The organism is Streptomyces sp. NPDC126497 (assembly GCF_040302425.1).
GTDB lineage: Bacteria > Actinomycetota > Actinomycetes > Streptomycetales > Streptomycetaceae > Streptomyces.
Map to the genome: position 1 here is coordinate 185,022 of NZ_JBEORT010000004.1, position 26,245 is coordinate 211,266.

Annotated in this window: 19 protein-coding genes and 3 pseudogenes; 14 read left to right on the forward strand and 8 right to left on the reverse strand. The window is 71.1% G+C overall.

The genetic code is table 11. The features are described from left to right. Positions 1-48: 48 nt before the first annotated feature. Positions 49-717: pseudogene (locus ABTY20_RS04430) on the reverse strand (IS5 family transposase); the annotation flags it as partial. A 1,078-nt stretch (positions 718-1,795) separates the two neighbouring features. On the opposite strand from ABTY20_RS04430, the gene ABTY20_RS04435 reads away from it, so the two are divergent. The 5 genes and pseudogenes from ABTY20_RS04435 to ABTY20_RS04455 all read left to right on the forward strand — a co-directional run. Beyond that, complete coding sequence (locus ABTY20_RS04435) at positions 1,796-3,046, forward strand: MFS transporter (RefSeq protein WP_351995523.1); 1,251 nt, start codon at positions 1,796-1,798, stop codon at positions 3,044-3,046. Then, positions 3,043-4,866, forward strand: coding sequence for a S9 family peptidase (locus ABTY20_RS04440; RefSeq protein WP_351995501.1), 1,824 nt, complete (start codon positions 3,043-3,045; stop codon positions 4,864-4,866). The genes ABTY20_RS04435 and ABTY20_RS04440 overlap by 4 nt, the downstream gene beginning before the upstream one ends. A gap of 308 nt (positions 4,867-5,174) precedes the next feature. Then, a complete protein-coding gene (locus tag ABTY20_RS04445; RefSeq protein WP_351995502.1) occupies positions 5,175-7,076 on the forward strand; it encodes a RiPP maturation radical SAM C-methyltransferase in 1,902 nt (633 codons plus the stop codon). Between the two features lie 32 nt (positions 7,077-7,108). Next, on the forward strand, positions 7,109-7,768 hold the full coding sequence (locus tag ABTY20_RS04450) for a DUF5825 family protein (RefSeq protein ID WP_351995503.1): 660 nt from the start codon (positions 7,109-7,111) through the stop codon (positions 7,766-7,768). A gap of 309 nt (positions 7,769-8,077) precedes the next feature. Continuing rightward, positions 8,078-8,197: pseudogene (locus ABTY20_RS04455) on the forward strand (IS6 family transposase); the annotation flags it as partial. 391 nt (positions 8,198-8,588) lie between these two features. Here ABTY20_RS04455 and ABTY20_RS04460 read toward each other — a convergent pair. Together ABTY20_RS04460 and uppS are read right to left on the reverse strand one after the other, a co-directional pair. Continuing rightward, complete coding sequence (locus tag ABTY20_RS04460) at positions 8,589-10,055, reverse strand: oxygenase MpaB family protein (protein WP_351995504.1); 1,467 nt, start codon at positions 10,053-10,055, stop codon at positions 8,589-8,591. Next, positions 10,052-10,762 (reverse strand): polyprenyl diphosphate synthase, encoded by a 711-nt coding sequence (gene uppS, locus ABTY20_RS04465; protein ID WP_351995505.1) that lies wholly within the window; start codon positions 10,760-10,762, stop codon positions 10,052-10,054. Before uppS ends, ABTY20_RS04460 begins: the two co-directional genes overlap by 4 nt. 744 nt (positions 10,763-11,506) lie before the next feature. On the opposite strand from uppS, the gene ABTY20_RS04470 reads away from it, so the two are divergent. Next, positions 11,507-11,695, forward strand: a complete 189-nt coding sequence (locus ABTY20_RS04470) for a hypothetical protein (RefSeq protein ID WP_351995506.1) — start codon at positions 11,507-11,509, stop codon at positions 11,693-11,695. A 222-nt stretch (positions 11,696-11,917) separates the two neighbouring features. Next, positions 11,918-12,082, forward strand: a pseudogene (locus tag ABTY20_RS04475) (helix-turn-helix domain-containing protein); the annotation flags it as partial. A 143-nt stretch (positions 12,083-12,225) separates the two neighbouring features. Here the strand turns inward: ABTY20_RS04475 and ABTY20_RS04480 are convergent. The 3 genes from ABTY20_RS04480 to ABTY20_RS04490 form a co-directional block, all read right to left on the reverse strand. Next, positions 12,226-13,437 carry a Cmx/CmrA family chloramphenicol efflux MFS transporter gene (locus tag ABTY20_RS04480; RefSeq protein ID WP_351995507.1) on the reverse strand — a complete coding sequence of 404 codons (1,212 nt, stop codon included), beginning with the start codon at positions 13,435-13,437 and terminating at the stop codon, positions 12,226-12,228. A 565-nt stretch (positions 13,438-14,002) separates the two neighbouring features. Beyond that, positions 14,003-16,459, reverse strand: a complete 2,457-nt coding sequence (locus ABTY20_RS04485; RefSeq protein ID WP_351995508.1) for an ABC transporter permease — start codon at positions 16,457-16,459, stop codon at positions 14,003-14,005. Next, complete coding sequence (locus tag ABTY20_RS04490; protein ID WP_351995524.1) at positions 16,453-17,190, reverse strand: ABC transporter ATP-binding protein; 738 nt, start codon at positions 17,188-17,190, stop codon at positions 16,453-16,455. Before ABTY20_RS04490 ends, ABTY20_RS04485 begins: the two co-directional genes overlap by 7 nt. Positions 17,191-17,389: 199 nt before the next feature. Between ABTY20_RS04490 and ABTY20_RS04495 the strand changes: the two genes are divergently transcribed. Both ABTY20_RS04495 and ABTY20_RS04500 read left to right on the forward strand, forming a co-directional pair. Continuing rightward, a complete protein-coding gene (locus ABTY20_RS04495; RefSeq protein ID WP_351995525.1) occupies positions 17,390-18,661 on the forward strand; it encodes a sensor histidine kinase in 1,272 nt (423 codons plus the stop codon). Further along, positions 18,661-19,293, forward strand: a complete 633-nt coding sequence (locus ABTY20_RS04500) for a response regulator transcription factor (protein ID WP_351995509.1) — start codon at positions 18,661-18,663, stop codon at positions 19,291-19,293. Before ABTY20_RS04495 ends, ABTY20_RS04500 begins: the two co-directional genes overlap by 1 nt. Before the next feature lie 555 nt (positions 19,294-19,848). On the opposite strand, the gene ABTY20_RS04505 is transcribed toward ABTY20_RS04500, so the two are convergent. Continuing rightward, entirely contained in the window at positions 19,849-20,469 is a 621-nt protein-coding gene (locus tag ABTY20_RS04505; protein WP_351995510.1) for a Tn3 family transposase, read from the reverse strand. Between the two features lie 80 nt (positions 20,470-20,549). On the opposite strand from ABTY20_RS04505, the gene ABTY20_RS04510 reads away from it, so the two are divergent. Continuing rightward, positions 20,550-21,608 (forward strand): NAD(P)/FAD-dependent oxidoreductase, encoded by a 1,059-nt coding sequence (locus ABTY20_RS04510; RefSeq protein WP_351995511.1) that lies wholly within the window; start codon positions 20,550-20,552, stop codon positions 21,606-21,608. Positions 21,609-21,619: 11 nt separating this feature from the next. Here the strand turns inward: ABTY20_RS04510 and ABTY20_RS04515 are convergent, their stop codons facing one another. Further along, positions 21,620-22,189 (reverse strand): helix-turn-helix domain-containing protein, encoded by a 570-nt coding sequence (locus ABTY20_RS04515; protein ID WP_502991740.1) that lies wholly within the window; start codon positions 22,187-22,189, stop codon positions 21,620-21,622. A 213-nt stretch (positions 22,190-22,402) separates the two neighbouring features. Between ABTY20_RS04515 and ABTY20_RS04520 the strand changes: the two genes are divergently transcribed. The 4 genes from ABTY20_RS04520 to ABTY20_RS04535 all read left to right on the forward strand — a co-directional run bounded on the left by ABTY20_RS04520 (position 22,403) and on the right by ABTY20_RS04535 (position 25,922). Beyond that, positions 22,403-23,818: an MFS transporter gene (locus ABTY20_RS04520; RefSeq protein WP_351995513.1), complete on the forward strand. Its 1,416-nt coding sequence runs from the start codon at positions 22,403-22,405 to the stop codon at positions 23,816-23,818. Positions 23,819-23,889: 71 nt separating this feature from the next. After that, a complete protein-coding gene (locus ABTY20_RS04525; protein WP_351995514.1) occupies positions 23,890-24,540 on the forward strand; it encodes an SAM-dependent methyltransferase in 651 nt (216 codons plus the stop codon). A gap of 58 nt (positions 24,541-24,598) precedes the next feature. Then, the gene (locus ABTY20_RS04530) at positions 24,599-25,669 is read left to right on the forward strand and encodes an alkene reductase (RefSeq protein WP_351995515.1); all 1,071 of its coding nucleotides are present in this window, start codon (positions 24,599-24,601) and stop codon (positions 25,667-25,669) included. A gap of 25 nt (positions 25,670-25,694) precedes the next feature. Then, on the forward strand, positions 25,695-25,922 hold the full coding sequence (locus ABTY20_RS04535; RefSeq protein WP_351995516.1) for a hypothetical protein: 228 nt from the start codon (positions 25,695-25,697) through the stop codon (positions 25,920-25,922). Positions 25,923-26,245 lie beyond the last annotated feature (323 nt).

Here is a 26,245-nt window from a genome sequence, read left to right on the forward strand (position 1 = left end):
CCGGCACCCTCGGCCAAGGCACCAGCACGGCCCAGGAATGGGTCTGTCAACCGTCCGCTCGACGACCCGGCGGAAGGTGCCCAGACCGGTGCCGTGCGGCTGGCCGCGTTCGGCGATCACCGGCCGGATCCCGCGCTGCCGAAGGAGCCGGCGGTACCCGTCATGGTCGTAGCCGCGGTCCGCGAAGAGCATGTCCGGCCGCCTGCGCGGCCGGCCGACCACTCCCGCGACCGCTGGAATCTTGTCCAACGGAGGCAGCAGTCGCGTGACGTCATTGCGGTTTCCGCCGGTCAGCGACACCGCGAGCGGGATGCCCCGGCCGTCGGTGGGGATGTGGTGCTTGCTGCCCGGCCGTGCGCGGTCGACCGGGCTGGGGCCGCTTTCGGGCCCCGGCGGGCCGCCCGGACGCGGGAAGGGTCGATCACCGCCCGGGACCAGTCCAGCTGGTTCCTCGACCGCGGCTTGTCCAGCAGCACCTGGTGGAGGTGAGCGCAGACGCCCGCCTCGTTCCAGGACGCCGGGCGGCGCCGGCAGGTCATGCCCGAGCCGAAGCCGGGTTCCTGGGGCAGGTACTCCCGCTGAATGCCGGTGTGCGAGGCGAACAGGATCCCGCACAGAGCCCGCCGGTCCGGCACCCGAGGCCGTCTCTCCACCGGCTTTCGGCGGCGGCTCGGGCAGCAACGGCTCGCTGGGCGACCACAGTTCGTCCGACACGATCCGCGGCCGTGACCGACGCTTCCGCGTGCCCCCATCACCGAACGATCAAGTCGGCAGTCGCATGATCAAACCGCTTCCGTTGGAGCCAGTCACTGCGGGTGCTCCCCCGCTGTTCCTCCTTCGGCAGGCGCTTGTTCCCTGGTGGCGTGCCCACCGGCGCCCTCACCGCCCTTCGCCCCGGCACCGTCACCGTCTCGGTGACCTCCGGCGGTGTCACGGGCAGCGCCCAGGTCGTCGCACGGTGACCTGACATCCGGGGCGTCCGGTGGCCGTGCCGGGCGCCCCGCGATCCTCCGGTCCGGCCAGTGGGCGGGAGGGCGGTCCTGCTCGGGGGACAGAGGGCTGGGCTGTTCCCCTGCGTCCGCTGACGGGAGCGGCATCGGTCGGCTTCGACGCTCACCCGGCTCGTCCTGACCGAGATCGGCGAACCGGACGACGACGAGCGGCCCGGGCGATCGACGAGCCCACCTCGTCCTGCGGCCCGGGCGACCTCCTCTGCCGCCTTCACCCGTAACTCCTCGCGGCACCGCTGCCGTTCGACGGTCAGTCCGCCCTTCGACCGCCCGCGCTCCGCGCTGCCGCACCGCGGCCGGAGATGAGGGCCCGCCGTGCACGGTCAGGACCCGGCGGGCAACCGGAAGGGGACCGCGGTACTCCACGGGGCGGGCGGATCCGAGTCCGCCGGGGCCCCCGCGTCCGGCGGCGGCCCCGGTACCGCGGCGGCGGAGGAGCGTCCGGCCAGGCCGGATCACCCTCCGGGCAAAGGACGCGGCGACGGGCCGCGTCCTCCGCCCGACATCGAGGGCCGCGGCGCGCGTTGCGCGTTTCCCGCGTTCCGGAATCGACGGCCGTGCGAGGTGGCGTGGCACCAACGCGGACCGTCCGCCGTGCCGGAGCGAGCCATTTCTTGATCGAAAATGCCATTTCAGGCACGGTATTGTGCGCCGTGAATCCCTTCGCTACGATCGCACCCTCACCGGCCGTAAGTCCGCTCATTACAGGGGGGCGATGTGGGTGCGTCAGCGTCAGAATTGCTCCCCGAGCGGGATGACTGATGGGCGATGCCGAACGGAATTCAATGCCTTCCGGCCCTGAATTAGCGGAAGGCGAGCGATTATCAAAGGACCCGCCTTCTTCTCCTTTCCGAAGACGGGATTACTCCCTCTTCTGGACGGCGGGCGCCGTCGACGGTCTCGGGACCTGTGCGTCCGCCCTCTTCCTTCCGCTGATCCTCCTGGGCGCCGGGTACTCGTCCGGGCTCGCCGGCCTCGTCGCCTCGGTGGCACTGGTCAGCGGGCTCGTCGTCTCGCCGGTCGCGGGCGTGTTCGCCGACCGGCTGCCGCGTAAGCCGATGATGTACACGGCGGCCCTGGTCGCCGCGGGCGCCATGGGCTCGGTGTTCGTGACCGTGGCACTCGGTCGTGTCGTCCTCCTCCACGTACTCGTCGCGGCCGTCGTCGAGCAGGCGGCCAGCGCCACCTACGGGGCGGCCGCCTCCGGTACGATCCGGCGGCTCGTGCCACCCGAGGAGTACCCCCGGGCGATCGGGTACCTCCAGGCACGGGACCAGGCGGTCCAGATCGTCGGCCCGACGCTGGGCGGGGTCCTCTACCAGGCGGCGCGGTGGGTGCCGCTGCTCGCGGACGCCGTGTCGTTCCTGCTGGTGGCCGTGTTGAGCAGGGCGATCCGCGCGGACCTGACGCCCCTGCGGGAGACGACCGCCCCGTCCTTCGCCCGTGAGCTGGCCGACGGCCTGCGCTTCGTGTGGGCGCACCCCTTCCTGCGCTTCGTGGTCGTGTGGACGGCCGGGGTCAACGCCCTGCTGGGAGCGCTGTACTTCCACGCCGTCTTCGCCTCGCACGCCGAGGGCGCCAGCCCCTCCTCGATCGGTCTCATCCTCACCCTCGCGGGCGTCGGCGGGCTGCTGGGCGCGCTCGCCGCGCCCTGGCTGGTGCGGCGGGTGGCGGCTCCCCGGATCGTCACGGGCGCCTCGTGGGTCATGGTGCCGACGGCAGCCGGGCTCGCGTACGCCTCCCAGACCTGGGCCTACGGGCTGCTGCTGAGCGGGGTGTCGCTGATCGTGCCGTCGGTGGCGGTCGTGCTCCAGACCCGGGCGGTGCTGGTGACCCCCGACGGTCTGCTGGCCCGGATGGGCACAGTGCTGGGCACCGCCGGCCAGGGCGTCGCCGCGCTCGCCCCGGTGCTGGCCGGAGTCCTGGTGGCCGCGTACGGCGGCCGCACGGTCGCGTGGGGCTGCGCCGGGGCCTTCACCGCGCTGGCCCTGTACGCGACGGCCAGGTCCGCTCTCGTCGTCCGGGAGGTGCCGTGACGGCGTTCTCCCCGCGGACGGTCACGCGCGGCTACGGCGTCTACCGCCCGGTGCTGCCGGTGACCAGTCCCCGCAACCCGGACCGGATGGTGTACACGGGGGACGCCGACGGCCGGTGCGAGATCTTCACCTGGGACCGGTCCAGCGGCGGCGGACGGCAGTTGACCGACCGTCCCCACGGCACGCTGCTGTGCGCCATCGACGGTGACGAGGCCGTGTGGTGGTTCGACGAGGACCGCGGCGGCAGCGGCGGCTGGCGCACCCAGGACTTCGACGGCGGCCCGGACCGCCCGGCGCTGCTCGACGTGCCCTGCGGGCGGCCCGCCGGGCTGGCGCTGACGGAACGGGGCACGGTGGCCGTCGGCATCCGCGGGAGCGAGGGATTCAGCGTGCACCTGGGGCGGCGCGGCGGCCGGGGCACACCCGTCCTGCGCACGACGGACTCCGCCACCCTGTGCGATCTGGCGCCGGACGGCGGCCTGCTGGCGGTGACCGGCCCCGCGCACTCGGCCCGCGCCGTGACACTGCTGACCCCGGACGGGAGCACCGCCGCGGTGCTCTCCGGCACCCGGGAACGCACCTGGGCGCTCGGCTTCGCGCCCACCCCTCCCCCGGACCCCCGGGGCACGTCCGGCCATACGCTGCTGCTGGTCATGCGCGAGCGGGCCGGCCGCTACCACCTCGGTGTCTGGAGCCCCGGCGCCGGACTGGAACTGCTGCCCTGGTGCTCCTTCGACACCGAGACGACCGCCCGCTGGTACCCCGGCCCGGGCAGCGCGCGGGTCCTGCTGCGACAGGACCGGCACGGCCGCAGCAGGTTGTTCACCGCGGACCTGGAGCGCGGCGAGCTGACCCCCGTGCCCACCCCCGAGGGAAGCATCCTGGCCGCGTCACCCACCGCCGACGGCGACGTGCACTACATCTGGACCGACGCGGTGACCGTGCCCCGCGCGATGTCCCTGTCGGGTGCACCGCTGCCCGGGCAGAGCCAGTGGCGCGTCCCCCGCTTCGGCCACCGCCGGGACCTGTGGACGCCGGGACCCGACGGTCCCGTGCACACCTTCGTCACCACACCCGCGGACCGTCCCGGACCCCACCCGCTGGTCCTCCTCGTCCACGGCGGCCCGGCCGACCACGACCGCGACGCCTACGACCCCATGGTGCAGACCCTGGTCGGCTCGGGCCTCGCCGTGGCCCGCGTCAACTACCGGGGCTCGACCGGCTACGGGCCGCGCTGGCGCTCCGCGTACTCCGAGGGCGTCGGCCACACCCAGGTCGCCGACCTGGTGCGGGTCCGGGCCGACCTGCTGGAACGAGGCATCGGCCGCCCGGGCGCCGTGGGCCTGTGCGGCACGTCGTGGGGCGGCTATCTGACCCTGCTGGCGATGGGGACCCGCCCCGGCCTGTGGGATGTCGGGGTGGCCGTCAAACCACTCGCCGACTGCGCCACCGCCTTCCGGCACTCCACGCCCGCCCTCCAGGCGCTGGACACCTCGCTGTTCGGCGGCACTCCCGACGAGGTGCCGGGCGCCTACGCCCACGCCTCCCCGTCCTCGTACGCCGCCGCCATCCGCGCCCCGCTGCTGGTCGTCGCCGCGCGCCGGGACGCCAAGTGCCCGCCGGAGCAGATCGAGGCGTACCTGGCCGTGCTGCGTGCGGGCGGTGTCCCGCACGAGGTGATGTGGCTGGACTCGGGCCACGACGGCTACGACGGAGCCGACCACCTGGCCGTCATACGACGGTCCCTCGCGTTTCTCGGCGGCGGGCTGCCTTCCGGGCCCGATCAGGCCGAGCCGCCACCACCCCCGAAGAGGAGGTGAACACCATGCAGAAGGACATCATCCACGGCGACCCGCTCGACGGCGACGAGGAGAGCCGCAAGCCCGGCGTCGGCGTCGTCGTCTACTTCCGCTCCGCGGAGGAGACGGAGGACGAGGACCAGTAGCGCCGAGGGGCCGGTCCCGCCACCGTGCGCGGCCGGCCCCGTCCGGAGGACACCGGCCGGACTCCCCGGCCGGCGCCCCGTCACGGAGGCCGTCAGGCGCCCCGCCCGGCGCCTGACGACTTCCCGGCCGACGCCCGGCCGACCCGTCATGCCGTGCACTGATCACATGAGAAGAGGCGAGCCGTGCGCGTACTCCTGGTGAACATGCCCTGGGCCCCGATCGATCTCCCGTCGCTGGCTCTCGGAATTCTCAAGCGCAGCGTCGACGAGCGCGTACCGAACAGCACAGCGGACGTTCTGCACGCGAACATCGAATACGTGGACTGGATCACCAGGAACACGGAATTCACTTTGGAGGACTACTCCTACTACGCACTCGGATCGTATTTCCTGGGCTGCGGCGACTGGGTCTTCTCCTCCGCTCTCTACGACGATCCCGAATGGCGCGTCGCCGAGTTCACCGCGGCGATGGCCAACCGGGTGCCCGGGGCCCGGATGGAGATGACACAGGCCCTGCACGTCACCGCGCCCGAATTCGTCCGGCACATAGCGGAACGCATCGTGGAACTCGCCCCGGACGTGGTCGGGTTCACCTCGACGTTCCAGCAGAACACCGCCGCCCTGGCCGCCGCCAAATACGTCAAGCGGCTCGCCCCGCACATCGTGACGGCCATGGGCGGCGCCAACTGCGACGGCAAGCAGGGCGAGGCCGTCCACCGCAACTTCCCCTTCGTGGACCACGTGCTGCGCGGCGAGGGCGAGGTGTCGTTCCCCGCGCTGATCAGGGCCCTGGACGCGGGCGAGCCCCTGTCCGAGGTCCCCGGGCTGTGCTGGCGCGACACGGACGGCACCTCCGTGGTGAACGCCATGAGCACCAAGCCGCTGCCGCCCGCCGCGATCCTGCCGCCGGACTACTCGGGGTACTTCGAGCGGCTCGCCTCGTCCCACGCCCGCAACTGGGTCGAGCCCAAGCTGGTCGTCGAGGGGGCGCGCGGCTGCTGGTGGGGCGAGAAGCACCACTGCACCTTCTGCGGGCTGAACGGCTCGTTCATGGAGTTCCGCAGCAAGAGCCCCGACGTGTTCTACGACGAGATCATGGACCTGGCGCGCAGGCACCGGGTCCTGGACATGTACGTCGTGGACAACATCCTGGACATGGGGTACGTGAAGTCGGTGCTGCCCCGCATCATCGACAGCGGCTACGACCTGCGCATGCACATCGAGATCAAGTCCAACATGCGGCGCGGACAGCTCCAGACCCTGGCGGACGCGGGCCTGATCTTCGTCCAGCCCGGCATCGAGAGCCTCAACAGCCGGGTGCTGACCCTGATGGACAAGGGCGTGACCGGCGGTCAGAACGTGCGGATGCTCCGTGACGCCGCCACCGTGGGCCTCTCGGTCGCCTGGAACTACCTGCACGGCTTTCCGGGCGAGGACGCCGAGGACTACGACGACGTGGTGGACCAACTGGCCGCGCTGGAACACCTGAACCCGCCCGTCGGCCCGTCCTCCCGGATCGCGATCGAGCGGTTCAGCCCGTACTTCGACAACCCCGGGCTCGGCTTCTCCGAGCTGCGCCCCGCCGAACCGTACCGGCTCACCTACGACCTCCCCGACGAGGAGATGTTCGACCTGGCGTACGTCTTCGACGTACCGCCCCGGGGGATCGGCGAGGACGTCGTCGAACGGCTCGACGCGGGCATCGCGCGCTGGAAGCGGAACTACGCCGGCAGCCGCCTCACCCACTGCGACCTGGAGGACCGGATCGTCCTGGTCAGCAGGCGCCGGGCCTTCGACTGGACCCGCCTGGAACTGACCGACCCGCGCGAACTGGCCTTGTTCCGGCTGCTCGACCAGCCGCACACGGTGAAAGCGGCCGCGCGCAAGCTGGACGCGGACCACTCCGTCGGCGAGGCCGACCTGCTCCGGGTCCTGAAGCGGTGGCGGGAGCTGGGCGTCGTGTTCGAGGACAGTGGACAGTTCGTGCAGATCGCGCCGCCCGCCCTGAACGAGGAGTTTCTGCGGATCGACCACATGCGGCACACCGCCGCCCGCGAGGCCGAACTCGCCCCGACGACCGCCTGACGACCGCGCCACCGCCCGACCGAGGGACGACGATGACTCCTGCTCTCACCGCCACCGCCCCCTTCACCGTGACCGCCTCACGGGACTACGACCCCGAGGTGGGCCCCCTGCCCGCCATGTCCCTGGGCCGCTACGAGATCGACATGTCCGGCGGCGAGGCCGCCCGGCGGCTGTTCGCCGCCGGGGCCCGGCACGTCACCCTGCCCCGCCCCGTGGACCTGACGGATGCCGCCGACGCGGCCTGGACGGTCAGAGCGCTGAGCTTCGTGGGCGACCTGACCAGCCTGGCCGTCTCGGTCGACTGGCAGCTCCGCACCGGCCCGGACCCCGACGCCTGGCGCCACTTCTGCCACCTCCACCCGCCGACCGCCGTCCTCGGTACCGCGGACCCGGTCGCGACGGCGCTCGCCTGGCGCACCACGTACTACATCTGCAAATGCATCTTCCGGTACGGCCCCGGCTTCATCCAGGTCCGCGACCGGCGCTACGGCGAGCTGCGCCGCTTCACCATCGACGAACCGGAGTACCACGAGGCCGTGGCGGCCCTCGCCGACGGCGCGCCCGCCGACGCGATCCCGGGGCCCGTCCTGGACGACCTCGCCTCCGAGCACCTCGTCCTGCGCTTCGGCGACCATCTGTGGTGGGCGCCGTACCGGGTCCGCCGCTGGTCGGAGGCACCGCTGGTGATCTGAGCGCACGGCCGTGGTCGTGCGTCAGCAGCGTGCAGTGTGGGCAGGCCTGATGACAAACGGTGGACGTGACGCGCGAGATGTCCTCTCCCGGCGGCCCAGTCGGCGTCGACAGCGCTCGTGATCAGTGCACCGGGTGGTGTGGTTCCGCTCCGGACGGGCGCGGGCGCCGGACGCCCGTGAGTGCGTCCTCGCCGTCCGTGCGACGGCTCGCGCACACAGTGGATGAGCCCGGTCGGGCAAGGGGGGCGAGGCGGGGCGGCGCCCTCCCGCCCGGCCCCGCAGCCGGGCGGGACAGGTACGCCCGGACCCAGCGGCACCTCACCGCACTTCCGGCCCCGCCGCCACCTGCTGCGCGCCCCTCACTACCGAGCCGGGATGACCGTCCGCCTCGCCATCTGGGACCGGATCACCGGCGCTGCCGCCGGCCCACCACGGCCTGAAGACCTGCCCGGCCCCAAGGCCCATCACGCCCCGACGCGCCGACGGGCATTCACGCACCCCCACAACGTGACAGTGCCGGCGGGACACTTCCATGATCGAGTGTCCCTCGGCGCACTCCGGCACGGTCCGCGACCGCTGGGCCAGAGCCTGGGCCGTCGTACGACGCCGCACCCAGCCTTCCAGCGCGGCTCGTTGGTCATCGGTCACTGACAGTGATGGAGTCTTCGGGCCCGGACGGCTCATGCCCAACCAACGACGAACCTCCGACTCAGGTCACTGGGAGGTCCTGCCGCTCGAGGAGGTTTCGCTACGCCCTGAGCCGCACATCCGGACGTGGGTACGGAGCGTGCAGCCGTGGCCGTCAACATGCACGAGTTCGTCAGGCGTCGGCGAGAAGGGGGTCGTACGCGGTGTTCCTGCGGCGGCCGGACATGAAGGAAAGGAAGTCGCCCACGAAGGCGCTGCGGCCGTAGGCGCCGTCTGTGGTGGTGAGGTCGCGGTGGAAGGCGGTGCGGAAGAGCGCCCGGTGTTCGTCCGCGTTTATGGTCCCGCTGCCGTCCTTGTCGGTGACGTCGAAGAGCACCTCGGCGACGCGGATGAGCGCGGGACCGGCGAGGGAGGGTACGGCGGCGGCGTATTCGTCGGCACTGACACGTCCGTCACCGTCCGTGTCGAGGGCGGCCTGGAGCTCGCGCCACCAGGCGGCGAAGGCGTCGTAGAGCCGAGTCTCCTCGGGTTCGTCCAGGTCAAGGCGGGTGGCCAGTTCGCGTGCCATGGCGGCGAGGTCAGGCCAGTCGAGGTGACCGTCGCCGGTCTGGTCCAGCACCTGGCGGAAGAACTCCTCCGCCGAGCGCCGGCCCTCCGCCGCCGCCGAGGTAGCCGGGACCGGGTCGGGGCCCGTGTCACCGCTCAGTGGTGTGAGGAGGCGGAGCAGGGCCGATGCCCGCTTCATGCGGGCGCGCAGCGCGGTCACGGCCCGGGCGCGGGGGTCATCGCTGTCGGGCGAGAGGGAGAGGGCCTCGATGATGGCTTCGGCATTGATCCAGCCCTCGGGCAGGAAACGGGTGAGCCCGGCGGCGAGGTAGGCGCCCTGCATCAGGGTCGGGGCGCCGGGCATCTCGGACAGGCCGGCCCTGCGCCGGTAGGGCTCGGGAAGCGAGGCGACGGTGATCGCGCCCAGGAGCGGACCGACGACGGCCCGGCCGACCGCCCACAGCGCCGGTGCGCCGTCGAGCAGCGCCGGGGCGGGCAAGTGGTCGAAGAGCCGGTAGAGAATGATGCGGGCCGCCTCGGTGTTCTCCAACTCGTCCTCGACGACCCGGTCGAAGTACCGCCAGAAGCCGTTCAGGTCCTCGGGGAGTTCCCCGGCGTCGCCGTCGAGCGCGGCGAGGAAGGCGCGGTACTCGGCGTACATGCGCTCCATGGTGCCTTGGTCGAGCGGCTGACCGCTCAGTCGGCACATGGTGACGGCGCTCTCGTAGAGGGTGGCGACCACCCAGGCGCGAGTCGCGCGGTCCATGGCGTCGTAGGGGCGGCCGCGGGTGTCGGAGCCGCTCATGCGGGCGTGCAGCCTGTTGAGCCGGGCGGCCTCCCGTTCGCGTACGGCTGGATCGGCATTGAACATGCGCCGCATGCTGAGGAAGGTGTTGCGCAGCCGACGCCAGGGGTGGGCGACGAAGGTGGAGTTGTCGGCGAGGGCGGCGCCGATCTGCGGGTGGGCGGCTTCCAGCACGGTGGCGCGGATCATGGCCAGCGCCCAGCGCGGGTCGTCGAAGAAGGCGTGGAACTGTGATTCCGGGCCGAACAGGGGTGCCTTGTCGGCCGTTCCCGTGGTTCCAGTGGTCATGAGGGGTCTCCGTTCGTCTGGTGCGGCACGCCGCCGAAGCGGCGGTCACGGCGCCGGTAGGTGTGCAGGCAGGTGAGGAAGTCAGGGGCCCGGAAGTCCGGCCAGAGCACCTCGGGGAATACCCACTCGGCGTAGGCGACCTGCCAGAGCATGAAGTTGGAGATGCGCTGCTCGCCGGAGGTGCGGATGACGAGGTCGACGTCGGGGGTGTCGGGAAACGGCAGATGGTCCGCGAAGAGCCGCTCGGTCACATCATCGGCGGGTGTCCCGTTGCGAATCAGCGACTTGGCGGCCTCGACGATGTCCCGGCGCCCGCCGTGGTCGAAGGCGACGGTGAGCGTCATCCCCCGGTTGTCGGCGGTCAGCGTCGCCAGGTCGTCGAAGTCCTGGGTCAGCTCCCGGGGGATGCGCGGGTCGGCGGCCCCGAGGAAGCGGCAGCGGATGCCGCGGGCGAGAAGCAGCGGTGCGTGCTTGCGCACAACCCGGCGGACCAGGCGCATCAGGTAGTCGACCTCGGTGCCGGGGCGGTTCCAGTTCTCGGTGGAGAAGGCGTACAGGCTGAGCCACTCGACTCCGGCCGTCCGGGCCGCCTCGATGATGTCGATGACGGTGGTTTCGGCAGCTCGATGGCCCGCCGTTCGTGGAAGCGAACGCCGTTGAGCCCAGCGGCCGTTGCCGTCCATCACACAGGCTACGTGCCGCGGCACCGCACGCGCCGGCCCATCGTCCCGCCGCTGATCGTTGCCGTACTGTCGCCCGCCCGCCCCGTCCCCCGTTGCCGCGCGTGCGCGACGGACGCCGTGATCCGTCACACCCGCCCCCGTCTCGTCCGGAGCGGCACGGTCGGCCCTGCCCCGCTCGGTCACGCCCACCCCGTATCGCCCATACGCACGCCCCACCGGAGCGTTCCCTCCTAGGAGTCTGACGGCACGGAAGGGTCCTGACCGGTCGAACGGGGGGTCATCACCCTTGGCTCAGATGTGCGATTCCCTTCGGCATCGGCGGCTTTCTCCGGTGACCACGATCGACAGCCTCATCCGCCTTCGCCTCCTCCGTCTCCGCCGCTCCCATCGGCCAGGGCCGGGCCCTTCTCCTGAAGGTGAAGCCACGGGCTGTCCGACTGCTTGCGCGACGAACCCGCGCGCAGCAGGTCCGCCGCCAGGAGCAGGGCCACCAATACGTCGGGGCTCGGCTGATCGCGCTGGGCGCTCCCGTCCCGCAGGCCGGCTGCGATCCCGCGGTGTGGCTGCGGGAGGCCCTGGGAGCGATCTGTGCCCGTACCGTCCGCCCCCGCGGCGCCCACCGCTTCATCCTCCCCCTGGGCCGAAACCGGCGACAACGTGCCCGCATCGGGATCGATGCGTGACCGCCCTGTCCGCGCGCCGTCCCGACCTCGAACCGGCCGCCCTGTGACGATCCCTACCCGTTCCCCTGCCTTTCTTGGAGCAGCCATGCCCGCACGCCCCACCGTCTGCCCGTCCGGCACTCCGGACCTGACCGCCTACGACCTGCTCGCCCCACAGCTGTCCGGCGGCAAGGACAGCAGCGTCATGCTGTGGTCGTTCATGCAGGACGCCGCAGCAGCCGAGGTCACCGACCGGGTGATCACCTGTCACGCCACCCCCGGGCCGCTGGAGTGACCGGTCGTGCACGTCGACGGCAGGCGCCATGCGCCGATGTCCGAACTCGCCGCTGTCCGGAGTGCGTCCCGCCGCGTTGCCGCTCCGATCGGTTCTCGCCCGCCGGACAGACGCCGCCGCGCCGCCGGTCTCGTGTCTCCCGTTGTCCGGCAGCCGGTCGATGCTGTGCAGGCCATTGCTGCACCGACGGACCGGTGGACGCGTATCCAGCAGGCTGCGGGCATCCTGGCCTCCCTGGGCGTCCTCGCCGCTGCGGGGCGGCAACGCCGGGAGACGGCACGGATGCGGGCGGCCGAGCTGTTCGAGCAGAAGATCAAGCCGCCGGAGGTCGCAAGACGCCTGCGGGTGAGCCTGGGATCGGCCTGTCAGTGGCATCAGCTGTGGCGGCCCGCGTCTGAACCCCGAGCAGTCGGCGGAGATGGTCTCCCCTTTCCTCTCCCTGCTCTGAAGGGTGTCACGTGCGCTTCGCGCATACGGCCGGTGGCCCGTCCCCACGAGGAGGACGGGCCACCGGACACGGGGAGCGGCGGTCAGGAACCGGCCTGCACCGGGCGCTCGGCTGGACGGTTCTCCGTGGCGCCGGTGTCGCTCTTGCCGCCGGTGATGCCGGTGGCCCGGGCCACGCCCGCCAGGACCAGGGCGGTAACGACGAGCGCTGCGCTCACCACCAGCGGCGAGCGGTAGCCGAGGTCGGCGCCCAGGGCGAGGCCACCCAGGGCGGGTCCGGCAGCAGCGCCGACGTTCATCGCGGCGGTGGCGAAGCCGCCGGCCAGCGTGGGGGCGTCCGATGCCGTGTAGAGGGCCTGCGCGATCAACGTGGAGCCCACGCCGAACGAGAGCGCCCCCTGGACGAAGGCGAGGATCAGCGCCACGACCGGGATCGTGGCCGTGAGGGCAAAGAGCAACCAGCCCGCCAGCAGCGCCGCACCACCGACCACCAGCACCTGGCCGGGACGGCCGTCCGCCAGCCGGCCGCCCACGTTGACCCCGACGAAGGACCCGATGCCGAACAGTGCCAGCGTGGCAGGGACCCACCCGGAGCTCAGATCCGTCACATTGGTGATGACAGGTGAGAGGTACGTGAACGAGCAGAACGTCGCTCCGTTGACCAGCGCCCCGAGCACGAGCGTCATGATCACCCGAGGCGTGCGGAACGCCCGCAGCTCGTGGCGGACGCTGGGAGACGCAGGGTCGACGGGCGCCACCGGTACGGACCACAGCACCGCGAAGACCGCCGGGGTGCAGACGATCGCGACACCCCAGAAGGTGGAGCGCCAGCCCCAGACCTCGCCCAGTACGGCGCCGAGGGGTACACCCGCGATCAAGGCGAGGGTGACCCCGCTCAGGAGCACCGAGGTTGCCCGGCCCTTGGCGTGGGGTCCTGCCATGCTCGCCGCGGTCGCGAGGCCGACGGCGAGGAAGCCCGCGTTGGCCAGTGCGGCGATCACCCGCGTGATGAGGAGGACCTCGAAGCTGTGGGTGAGGGCGCCCACGACGTGGGCCAGGAGGAAGGTGATGAGGAAGGTAAGCAGCGCCCGGCGGCGCGGCCATCGCAGGCTCAGCATCGCGACCAGCGGTGCGCCGAGGGTCATACCGACGGCGAAGGCCGAGGTGAGCGAGCCGACGGCCGGGAGGGACACGCCCAAGTCGGCGGCCATGTCCTCCACCAGCCCGGACAGCATGAACTCCGACGTTCCCTGGGCGAATACGGCCAGCCCGAGAACGTAGACGGCGAATGGCATGAGGAAGCTCCAACTACATCGCAGAAAGGGGAGACGCGACGCATGGACAGAAGGTCATGCGTCGCGTGGGAGACGTCCCGGAGAGAGCCCCGGGCGTAATCCCGCGATGCGGTTGATCCGTGGCGGATGCGCGACGCACTGCTCGGCGACGGGGCCGGAGGAAGCAGGGTCGTCAGAGGCTTACGCGATCAGCCACCGGATCACCGGTGGCCCGCTTCTCTCCGCCTCAGGACTCGACATGCCTCTCAACATAGCAACGCCCGGATCGCTGTGTCTGAAAGACCGTTGCCTTTCCGAACCTCATGTGAGGTCTTCGCTGGTCAGGCATGAAGTGGCGGCTGCCGCAGGAGCCTTGGCCTGTTGCCGGGCGAGATGTCGTGGAGATGGCGGATGCCGTCGATGCGGGAGGCGACGGGCTCGGCGTCCGACGGGCAGCGGTGGTGCCGGGCCGGGACAGCGCGTGCGCCTCCCGCGCCGAAGGCGCGAGGGCCCGGCTGAAGCGGCTGGTGGAACGAGGCCGGCCGGTCGAGCACCGCGGCTCCGGCAGGCCGTCGCCGGTCGGAAGTCACTCGCGTACGCCCGCCAGCTCCACCGCCCTGCGGCGCAGGGAGAGGCCGGCCGGAGCGACCGCCGAGATCACCGCGAGCACCGCGCAGGCCCCCAGGGCCGCCGCCAGCGTCGTCCACGGCATCTCGATGCGCGTCCAGACCGAGAGCATGCCCAGCGCGCTCCACATGCCCACCAGGTTGAGCCCGGCGACCAGCGCTCCCAGCAGCCCGCCGACCATGACCACCATCAGCGCCTCGGCGCCCACCAGCCGCAGCACCTGCCACCTGGTGGCGCCGGCCAGCCGCAGCACGGCAAGCTCGCGGACCCGGTCGGAAGTCGCCATGACCATCGTGTTGGCCAGCGAGATACCGGTGTAGAGGAGAGCGATCCCGAGGACCAGGAAGAAGCCCGTCCGGGTCGTCCGGTTGGTCTCGGGATACGCCGCCCGCACCCAGGCGTCCCTGGTGCGAACCTCCCCGCCCGACACCCGCACCGCCTGACGCAGACCGGCGGCCACGGCGTCCGCGTCGGCACCGTCCGCGAGGCGTACGTCGACCCGGTCGACGGGCGCCGCCGGGGCATTGCGCGGGGTGATGTAGACGCCGTTGTTGCCGGTGCCGATGATCATGACAGCAGCGATCTCCAGAGACTTCCTTGTGCCGTCGCCGAGCCACACATCCACGCGTTCGCCGACGGTGTGCTTCTCCCACTCCTCGTTGACGATGATCGAGTCGTCGTCCAGGTCGCTCGCCTTTCCCGCAGCGAGCGGGAGACGCGCCGTCGCTGCGAGCGGTTCCGGCTCAACGGCCCTGGCGTCGGACCTGGTGACCGACACGCCGTCCTCCAAGACGTACACGGCGCTCGACGAGCTCGCGGAGACCTCGGCGCCCGACACGGCCCGAAGCCGCTCCAGCGTCGCCTCGTCGAAGCCGTTGTTGCCCGCCGGAGTGACTACGAAGTCGGCGGCCGTCTGCTTGCGCACCTCGGTGGCCTCCGCCTTGTTGAGCGTGGCGGTGGCGCCCAGCAGTGAGCCCGCCAGCGCGACCGCGGCCAGCACGGGTGCAGCGACGGCGGCGGTGCGGCGCACCCCGGCGGCGGCGTTTTCCCGCATCAGCATCCCACCGGCGCCGGGCAGTTGGGCGGGCAGCCAGGCGACCAGCCGGACCAGTGGCCGCACCAGCACCGGCGCGAGCAGCGCAACCGCGGTGATCAGCAGCATCGGCCGGCTCACATAGGTCTTGCGGTGCAGCAGGTCGCCCGGATCCGTCACCAGGGCCAGGGCCAGCGTCACCCCGGCCGTGATCAGCAGCGCCGCGCCGAACAGCCAGCGGCCCCATGTCATCGCCCGGGTGTCCACGGACGCCTCGCGTAGTGCCTCGGTGGGGCCGGTGCGCCCCGCCCGCCAGGACGCGGCCACGACGCCGCACAGGGCCACGAACAGGCCCGTCCAGAAAGCCATGTGGTAGGGCCAGGTGTAGTCGCCGATGGTGAACCAGCGGGGCGCAAGGCTCTCATCGACCGCCCACTCGGCGAGCTTCGGAGCCCCGTAGTGACCGAGCACACAACCGGTGGCCGAGGCGAGCGCACCGACCGCGAGCGCCTCGTAGACGACCATGCGGCGGATCTGTCCCGGGGTCGCCCCGGCGGTGCGCAGCAGCCCGAACTCGCGGCGCCGCTGGGCCACCGCGAACGCGAAGGTCGAGGCCACCACGAACACCGACACGAACCCGGTGACGCCGCCGGCCGTGCCGAACATGGCGTTCATCGCGGTGAGGGCCTCGCTGTCCCGGTCGGGGTCGGCGTCGGCGTACCGGCGCGCGTTCCCGGTGAGGACCTGGACGCCTTCACTGCCGCGTACCGCCTCGCGCACGGCCGTCGCATCGGCGTCGACCACGAGCTGAAGGCTGCGCGGCGACAGTTCGGCGGCGCGGGTGTCGGTGTAGAACACGGCGTTCTCGAAGCCGAGCCCGGCCACGGTGCCGACGACGCGCACCGTGCCGCCGTCGGTCCGCACCCGGGTGCCCGGACGGGCCCAGTCACCGCTGACGACGACCTCGTCAGCGGCCTCGGGCGCGCGTCCGGCGTCGAGCTTGTACGGCGCGAAGGCCGCGGTGGACCAGGGGTGGCCCACCAGATCGGCGGGACCGCCCTTGGCCCGCACAGCGAACGAACGGTCCTCGACGACGGCCCCAAGGCGCCGCAGCTTCGAGACCGCGTCGTCGGGCACGGGACGTGGCTGCACGAGCTTTTGGGTGCGGTCGCCGATCGAGGTGGGCACCTTGAGGGTGTCCTGGCCCTTGACGACGACCGGCGCGGCGGCGAACCGCTCCGGCCGCCGGTCAGGTGCGTCCAGCGAGGACGCCAGGGCCAGTCCCATGACGGCGATCAGCCCTACGCCCAGGGAGAGGGCGACGAAACTGCCGACGAAGTTGACCCAGCGGGTGCGCAGGGTGCGCAGCGTGGTGCTCAGCACGGTGCCGCCTCCAGCTTGGTCATGCGCGCTGCGATGTCCTCGGCGGACGCGCCGATCAGCTCGCCGTTGACACGGCCGTCGACGAGGAGGACGACGCGGTCGGCGTAGGAGGCGGCGACGGGGTCGTGGGTGACCATGATGATCGTCTGGGCGCCCCGGTCGACCATGCCGCGCAGCAGGGTCAGCACCTCGCGGCCGGCCTGTGAGTCGAGCGCGCCGGTCGGCTCATCGCCGAACAGCACTTCGGGTCGGGTGATCAGGGCGCGGGCCAGAGCGACCCGCTGCTGCTGTCCGCCGGACATCTCTGTTGGCCGGTGCCGCGCCCGGTCGTCGAGTCCGACCTGCTGGAGCACCTCGCGCACCTGTGCCTTCTTCGGGCGGCGGCCGGCCAGCCTCAGCGGCAGGGCCACGTTCTGCTCGGCTGTCAGCGAGGGCAGCAAGTTGAACGCCTGGAACACAAAGCCGATGCGCTCGCGGCGTAACAGGGTCAGCTTGGTCTCGCTCATCGTGGTCAGCTCTGTGTCGCCCACGGTGACCGAGCCGGACGTGGGCCGGTCCAGGCCCGCGGCGCACTGCAGCAGGGTCGACTTGCCGGACCCGGACGGGCCCATCACAGCGGTGAAGGACCCCCTCGGGAAGGCGAGCGATACTTCGTCGAGGGCGGTGACGGACGTACCGCCCGAGCCGTACCGCCGGGTCACGGAGCGCAACCGGATCGCGTCGTTGCTCATGTGTTCCCCCACCAGTACCTGCTCCTTGGCTCGTTGGTGCCTCCACGAAACCGCGGAAGCCCCTCGTGACGCACTACGGCGCGGACGAGACTTGGGGTAGTGCCAGGCCTACCCCTGATACGCACCCTGGGCCGATGGCACCAGACCGGTGGGGCCGCTTACGGTCATCCGCATGCACTCTCGGAACGTGTGGCAGGCCATGTCCCGGCCGGGCTTCCTGCTGTCGGCCTGGCCTTGGCGCTCCGCCGCGTATCTGCTCACCGGCGCGACGACCGGCGCCGCCTCCCTGGTGGGGATCGTGACGGTGGCGGCGGTCTGCGGTGCACTCGCCATCGTCTTGGTGGGGCTGCCGCTGCTCGTCCTGGTCGCCCTCAGCGGGATCCCGATGGCCGAGGTGGAGCGGTGCAGGCTGCGCCTGATCGACCGCACCCCGGTGTCCGGCCGGCACCGGGTGCCGGCCGCGCCGGGACTGTGGGCCTGGCTGACCACCCGGCTGTGCGAACAGGCGACCTGGCGGGAGCTCGGGTACGCGCTGTTGTTCGCCGGGCTGCTGTGGCCGGTCGACGCCCTGGCGATCACGGTCGCCCTGCTCTGTCCGCTGTCCCTGGTCTCCACCCCGCTGCTGATGGCCACGGTCGGCGGCGGTCATGAGGCGAAGGTGCTCAAGCAGTGGACGGTCACCACCTGGCCGACCGCCTTCGGCGTCGCCGTGCTGGGCCTGCTCCTGATGGGCCTGGGCGCTTACGTGCTCGGCGTCACGGCGGGCGCCCGCGCCGAACTGGCCCGGCTGCTGATCGCCTCCCGCGAGGGCGAGCTCGGCGCCAAGGTGGTCGAACTGGCCCGCTCCCGCATCCGGTTGGTCGAGGCCTTCGAGGCCGAGCGGCGCCGTATCGAGCGCGATCTGCACGACGGCGCCCAACAGCGCCTCGTGGCCCTGACGATGGCCCTCGGGCTGGCCCGCCTCGATGCCCCTTCCGGCCCGCTCGCCGACCAGCTCACCAAGGCCCACGAGGAGGCGGGCAAGGCGCTCGCGGAACTGCGCGAGCTCATCCACGGCATCCACCCCAAGGTCCTCGCGGACTACGGCCTTCAAGCCGCGGTCGCCGACGCCGCGGACCGCTGTGTGGTTCCCGTCGACGTCGACCTCGAACTGCCGGGCCGGCCAACTCAGGCGGTCGAATCCGCTGCGTACTTCGTGGTCTGCGAGGCGCTGGCCAACGTCGCCAAACACAGCGGGGCCGACTGCGCGCAGGTGAGCGGCGGTCATCGCGACGGACGCCTGTTCCTCGAGGTGCGCGACGACGGCTGCGGCGGCGCGGACGCCTCGGCGGGCAGCGGCCTCACCGGTCTCGCGGACCGGGTATCGGTCCTGGATGGCAGACTTGCCCTGACCAGTCCGCCGGGTGGACCGACTCTGTTGCGTGTGGAGTTTCCTTGCGAGTTGACCGAGGCGGCCAATCACTCCGCGTAGTGCTGGCCGAAGACAGCGTGCTGCTGAGGGAAGGGCTCATCGGCCTGCTCATCCGCTGCGGCCACGAGGTGGTGTCGGCCGTCGGGGACGCGCAGGCACTGATCGCCGCTGTCGAGGAGCATGCTCCCGACATCGTGGTGACGGACGTACGCATGCCGCCCGGTTTCCAGGACGAGGGCCTGCACGCGGCAGTACGGCTGCGCGAGAAGCGCCCCACACTGCCGGTCCTGGTCCTCAGTCAGTACGTGCAACGGACGTACGCCGCCGAACTCCTGGATTCCGGCGACGGATCGGGTGTCGGCTACCTGCTCAAGGACCGGGTGGGCCAGGTTGAGGAATTCGTGGAAGCGCTGCGCAAGGTGGCGGACGGCGGGACGGTGGTCGACCCCGAGGTAGTGCGCCAGTTGCTGCGCCGCCGCCGCGATCCGCTGGAGCAGCTCACCCCGCGCGAACGCGAGGTGCTGGCACTGATCGCCCAAGGCAAGTCCAACGGCGCGATCGCCAAGGAGCTGGTGGTTTCCGAAGCGGCGATCGGCAAGCACATAGGCAACATCTTCACCAAACTGGACCTACCTCCGACGGACAAGACCCACCGCAGGGTCCTGGCCGTGCTCACTTACCTGCGGGCCTGATCCCGACCGGGCGCACCGTACGGTGTTCGTTGCCGCCCGCATGCCACCTCCGCTCTCGTGGATGGCGCGGACGGCCTCTCGATCCGTGATCTCCCTCACCCGTCACGTGATGTGGAATCCGACACCGGACCCTTGACCGACTGCGCGCAGACCGAGCCGTCCACCCCGTCGTTGAAGCGACACGGGAGATACGGGACAAGGAGTTCGCCATGACGATGCCCGACGGTACGGTCCTCAACGACCGGGTCGCGCAGAAGGTCCGCCGCTAGGCACTGCCCAGCGGGTCATGCGACTTTCCGACCGGTCGTTCGTTGGTTGGGTCATGGGGCGGGGGGGTCTGACGAATCGCGAGTGGTCGCTGCTGGAGCCGCATCTACCACCTCCAGATGGCCGAGGCTGTCCGGCCAGCTCCATCACGGGCCGTGTCGTCCCCGCACCTGGCGTGCCGTCAACGAGTGGCGAACCAGGTGACAAGTAACCTGCGAGTAGCTTTCAGATCGGAGGTCGGCCCCTTGCCGGGACGTAGCGAGGGGGCCGAGTGGTGTGTGCTGCTGTTCAGGCCGTGGCCGGTTCGGGGTCGGTGGGGGCGGGGGCCGTGAGGTGGAGTCGACTGCCCATGTTCAGCCGCACCTCCCCGTAGGGTTGGACGTGCATCCAGAAGAGCGGGGTCGGGGCGCGTTTGTCCTCGTCGGTGAGGACGTCGGCCCATTCGTGGTCGGCGAGCGTGTCCTGGATCATCAGGGTGTGCACGAAGACGAGCGCCGTTTGCAGGAGATGTAGTGCGAGAACCGAGAGTTCTTGCTGGTCACGGCGGTTGCTGCTGAGCTCGCCGCTCTTGCCGAAGAAGATGATGTCGTTGGCTCCGTTCCAGCCCCCGACGACGTTGAGGCCCTCCTGGATCCCGCGCTGGAGGGCCTCCTTCAGGATGTCGATCAGGGCGACGGTGCCCCACTTCTTGCGGATCGCCTTCTTGAGGCGGCGCAGGTTCTTGGGTTCCTTCTGCGGCTCGGGCTCGGTGAACTTGACTGCCCCGCCTCGGTGCTTGCCGCTGATCGTCACCCAGGGCAGCTTCGGCAGCTTGGTGTCCAGGGCGCCGAATGCCTCGCGCATCTCGCACTGGAGCTGGGCCGTGAACACCTTCCCGTCATGCGGCTTGCGCGCCGGCCGGATGCACATAAACGCGAAGGATGATTCCTGCCTTGCCGGACCGGCAAGAGGGTTTGCTTCCCTTGTCGGAGCGCCGCACCGTGTGCCGCATGAACGACAAACTGGATTCCGGCGTTTTCGATGTAGTCGTGATCGGCGGCGGTGCGGCCGGTCTGTCAGGGGCGCTGACCCTGTCGCGGGCCCGACGTTCGGTGCTGGTGTTGGATGCTGGGGAGCCCCGCAACGCCCCCGCCGCTGCGGCTCACGGCCTGCTTTCGCGTGACGGGGTGGCGCCGCTGGACCTGCTGCGTGCTGGGCGGGCCGAGGTGAGCCGGTACGGCGGGCAGGTGCTCTCCGACCGTGCCACGCACGCCATGCGCGTGGAAGGGCTCTTCGTCGTCGGCACGCAGAGCGGTGCAAGCTTCCGGGCCCGGCGGCTGCTGGTGACCACGGGCCTGGTGGACGAGTTGCCGCAAGTGCCGGGGCTGCGCGAGCGGTGGGGAAGAGACGTGCTGCACTGTCCCTACTGCCATGGGTGGGAAGTGCGGGACACGCCGATCGGTGTGCTCGGCACAAGTGCGGCCTCGGTGCATCAGGCGCTGTTGTTTCGCCAGTGGTCCAGCCGGGTGACGCTCTTCCTGCACACGGCGCCGGAGCCCGAGGAGGAGCAGTGGGAGCGCTTGGCGGCCCGCGGCATCGAGGTTGTGGAGGGAGAGGTGATCGGCCTGGAGGTCGTGGACGACACGCTCCGGGGCGTCCGGCTCTCCTCGCAGCTGGTGGTCCCCGTGCGGTCTCTGGCGGTGGCCCCGCGGTTCCTCGCGCAGGGCGAAGTCCTGGCCGGCCTCGGCGTGGGCCCGGCGCCGCACCCCATGGGCGTCGGCACCTATGTGCCATCCGATCCCGGCGGCGCGACGGACGTCCCCGGCGTCTGGGTGGCCGGCAATGTCACCGATGTGATGGCCGGGCTCGTCCAGGCGCAGGCCGGCGGCGCGACGGCCGCGGCCGCCATCAACGCCGACCTCGTCGACGCCGATACCGACGAGGCCCTTGTACGCCGGCGCGCTGCCCCGCGTGAGGACTTCAGCGCCGCGATCGAGGCGCAGGTCACCGAACACGTGCTGGGCGAGCGGCGGCACGGTCTCGACTGCCTGCTCCCCGGCACGAAGTGACCGCGATGCGGTCAGGCGGGGCGGGCCCTGAGGTGGGCCCGCTCGCCCTGCTTGCCGAAGATGACCAACAGCTCCACCGGCTGATCGTCGTCGGCGCCCAGCCAGTGCGGAACATGGGTGTCGAATTCCGCCACTTCACCTGGTGTGAGGAGCAGGGAGCGTTCGCCGAGGAACAGGCGCAGCCGGCCGTCCAGCACGTAGATCCACTCGTAGCCCTCGTGGACCTGGAGCTCGGGCTCGCCGCCGCTGGGGCTGATGACGAGTTTGTGGGCGTGCAGCCCGCCGGGGCGGCGGCTCAGTGGCACATAGGTCATGCCGTCGCGGGTGACGGGCCGCAGATGCACGCGCGGATCGCCCGTCTCGGGCGCCCCGACCAGCTCGTCCAGGGGGACCCGGTAGACGTGGGCCAGGGGCAGCAGGAGCTCCAGGTTCGCTTTGCGGCCGCCGCTCTCCAGCCGGGAGAGCGTGCTTTCGGAGATCCCTGTGGTCCGGGAGAGGGCGGCCAGCGTGATACCGCGCTGCAGGCGCAGCGCCCGCAGTCGCGGTCCGATCGCCGTCAGGACCCGATCGATGTTCGCCATGACACCCATCTTGCCAAAAGAGCATGAAGGTTTGTGCTTTCGGCATGACCTGTTCCAAGCTCCGGGCCATGCAACGGCGCACGTCGCCTTGTCGCTCCCGTCTTCGGTTCCGGCTCAGGAGGGATTTCCATGGCCAGCCCCGCCCGCGCCCGAAAGGCGCCCGGCTCCACCACGCCGGATCCCCATCGGTGGATGACGCTCATCGTGGCGTCCATGGCAACCCTGATGGTCGTCCTGGACGTGTCCATCGTGAACATCGCCATGCCCCAGGCCCAGAGCGATCTCGGCATGAGTGACGCCGGCCGCCAGTGGATGATCACCTCCTACGCACTCACCTTCGGCGGCCTGCTCCTGCTCGGTGGCCGCATCGCCGACTTCGCCGGCCGCAAGAGGATCCTCCTGATCGGCCTGCTCGGCTTCGCCGCCGCCTCCATGCTCGGCGGCCTCGCTTCCACCCCGGGCATCCTGTTCGCAGCCCGCGCCCTGCAAGGAGCCTTCGCCGCTCTCCTCGCCCCGGCCGCCCTCTCCCTGACCACCGTCGCCTTCACCGACCCCGAGGAACGCGCAAAGGCCTTCGGTGTCTTCGGTGCGTTCCAGGGCGGGGGCGGTGCCGTAGGGCTGCTGCTGGGCGGAGTGCTGACGGAGTACGCGGGCTGGCGCTGGTGCATGTACATCAACGTCCCCATCGCCCTGGTCGCGGCCCTCGCCGCCCGCCCCTGCATCCGTGAAAGCCGCGCCGCGGGTGACCGTCACTACGACATCCCCGGAGCCGTGCTGGTGACCGGTGGACTCGTCGCCCTCGTCTACGGCTTCGCCCAGGCCGCCGACGGCGGTGGCTGGACCGCCCCGGCCACACTGCTGCTCCTGGCCTCGGCCGTACTTCTTCTGACCGCGTTCGTCGTGGTCGAGCACCGCAGCGCCCACCCGCTCCTCCCGCTGCGTGTCATCCTCGACCGCTCCCGTGCCGGCGTGTTCCTGGCCAACCTCCTCATCGGTGCCGGCATGTTCGGCATGAACCTCTTCATGACCTACTTCCTGCAGGTCAACCTGGACTACACACCCCTGCAGGCCGGAATCGCCTTCCTGCCCTTCAGCATCGGCATCATCGCCACCACCACCCTCGGTTCCCCGCTGGTCACCCGCCTCGGCCCCAAGGCTCTGATGGCGGCAGGAAGCACGCTGGCCACCGTGGGACTGTTCTGGCTCACCCGACTCGACACCGCGTCCGGCTATGCGAGCGAGGTCCTCCCGACCCAGATTCTCGTCAGTGTCGGCGTCGGCCTGTTCTTCCTGGTCGGCCCCAACGTGGCCCTGTCCGGCGTCGGTCCGCACGACGCCGGTGTCGCCAGCGCCGTCCTGAGTACCAGCCAGCAGATCGGCGGGGCCCTGGGCCCCGCCCTGCTCAACACCCTCTACGTCTCCGCCGTCACCGGCTACCTCACCTCCCGCAGCGAAAGCCCCGGCCAGGCCCCCCGGGCCGTGCAGATGGAGGCCTACCTCCACGGCTACCGCCTTGCGTTCATCGTGGCGGGCGCCCTCCTGGCCGCCGCCGCCGTCGCACTGCTCGCCCTGGTGAGGACGCCCAAGAGCACGGGCGGCGACGCGGCCGCCCCCTGCACGGGCCACTGAGCTCACCCGAACCCTTGCCGCGATCCGCCACGAAGTCACCCGAAGTCACCCGAAGGAAAGGCACACACGCAATGGACGAAAGCATCCGCGAAATCCATGCCGCCAACGAAGCCGCCGGCTTCTGGGAGCAGCTCTACCGCGGCAAGGACAGCATCGGGAAGGACACCGCGAACCCTCTGCTCGCCGAAACGGCCCAGCACCTCGCGCCCGGCCACGCCCTCGACCTGGGCTGCGGCGAAGGCGGAGACACCCTCTGGCTCGCCACCCGCCAATGGCACGTCACCGCAGTCGACATCGCCCCCACCGCCCTGCAGCGCACCCGCCGGCTCGCCGCCCGAAACGGCCTCGCGAACAGCGTGCGCACCGAACAGCACGACTTGGCGGAGACCTTCCCCGACGGCGCTTTCGACCTCATCTCCGCCCAGTACCTGCAGACCCCCTATGCCTTCCCGCGTGCCGGCGTCCTGCGCCGCGCCGCACACGCGCTCACTCCCGGCGGAATCCTCCTGATCGTCGACCACGGCTCAGTACGCCCCTGGGCCTGGAACACCGATCCCGACACCCACTTCCCCAGCCCGGAAGACATCTACGACGAACTCGCCCTCGACACGGCGCGGTGGACACCTCAGCGTCTGGCCACCCCACAACGGGTGGCCACCGGCCCCGGCGGACAGACCGCGACCGTCACCGACACGGTCGTTGCCATACGTCGCCTCGCCTGACCTTTCGCACCCCACGCACAGCGCACAACCGCGCAACCCCACTTCAGGAGTCACCTTCATGACCGACCTCTTCGCACCCGCCACGGTGGGCGAGTGGAAGCTGAACAACCGCATCGTCATGGCCCCCATGACCCGCAACCGGGCCACCTCCGACGGCGTCCCCACCGGCCTCATGGCGACCTACTACACCCAGCGGGCCACCGCCGGACTGATCGTGACCGAAGGGGTACAGCCCAGCGCGGTCGGACAGGGCTACATGAACTCGCCCGGCCTGCACACCCCCGAACAGATCGAAGCCTGGCGGACCGTCGCCGCCGGCGTGCACCAGGCAGGCGGCCGCATCGTGGCCCAGCTCATGCACGCCGGCCGCATCTCCCACCCCGACAACAAGCACCAGGCCGAAACCGTCGCGCCCAGCGCCATCGCCGCACCCGGCACGATGTTCACCGCCGCCGGCCCCCGGCCCCACCCCGTCCCGCGCGCTCTGACCACCGGCGAGATCCCTGAGGTCATCGACGAATTCGCCCGCGCCGCCCGCGCCGCCACCGACGCCGGCCTGGACGGCATCGAACTGCACAGCGCCAACGGCTACCTCCTGCACCAATTCCTCGCCCCCTCCACCAACCAGCGCACCGACCACTACGGCGGTTCCCCCCAGGGCCGTGCCCGCTTCGTCATCGAGGTGGCACAGGCCGTCAGCGACGCCATCGGCAGCGAACGCGTCGGCATCCGCATCTCCCCCGCCATCAACCTCCACGGAGCGCTGGAGACCGACCCCCACCTCACCGCGGCCACGTACCGCACCCTCGTCGACGCGCTGTCCGGGATGGGCCTGGCCTACCTGCACACCATCGGCGACCCCGCCTCCCCGCTCCTCACCGACCTCGCGGAACGCTTCAGCGGTTCCCACATCGTCAGCAACGGCTGGGACCCCGTCACCGACGTCACCGCCGCACAGGAACTGGTCACCACCGGACAGGCCGACCTTGTCGCGGTCGGGCGTGCCTTCATCGCCAACCCCGACCTGGTACGGCGCTGGCAGACCGGAGCCCCGCTCAACCAGCCCGACAGCACCACCTTCTACGGCGGCGACCACCGTGGCTACACCGACTACCCGCATATGGCGTAGGGTGCCGACCTCTGATCCACCCGGGATGCGCGCAGCCGCTCACGTATCCCGCACCGCCGAACATCCGGCGGTGCGGGAAAACGCACTGCGGCTGTTCCTCCGCGTCGCCTGTCAGGCACTGTTCGACCGCTTCCCGAGCCTCATCCTCGGGATGAACGAACGCGACATCCCGCGGGAGTACGACGTGGCCTTCATCCGACCGGCCAGCCTGCCGGTGGCATGGGACGGCAAGCCCAGTACCACTGTCGGCTGACATCCCTGCGCTCGCCTGGCCGTCCAGGGATCCGCAGCCCTGGACGGCCCGGAGGAACCAAGCGCATGCCGCGGTCCACCGCCGACGGGCGATGCCCCCCGGTGGACTGGGGACTGCTCCAGCCACACGCGGACGCGGTGGCTCTCCGCAGACGGTCCGCTTCGAGATCCAGCTGGTCTTACCGGGCGCACGAGCTGCGCCGGGGGCAACGGGACCCGGTAGCCGTCCTGGACAGGTGTCCAGCTATCTTGGACACCTGTCCAAGAAGGGGAGGGCTCACTGCTCATGGAAATCGTGGCGAACGTGCTGGTCGGCCTGGTGGC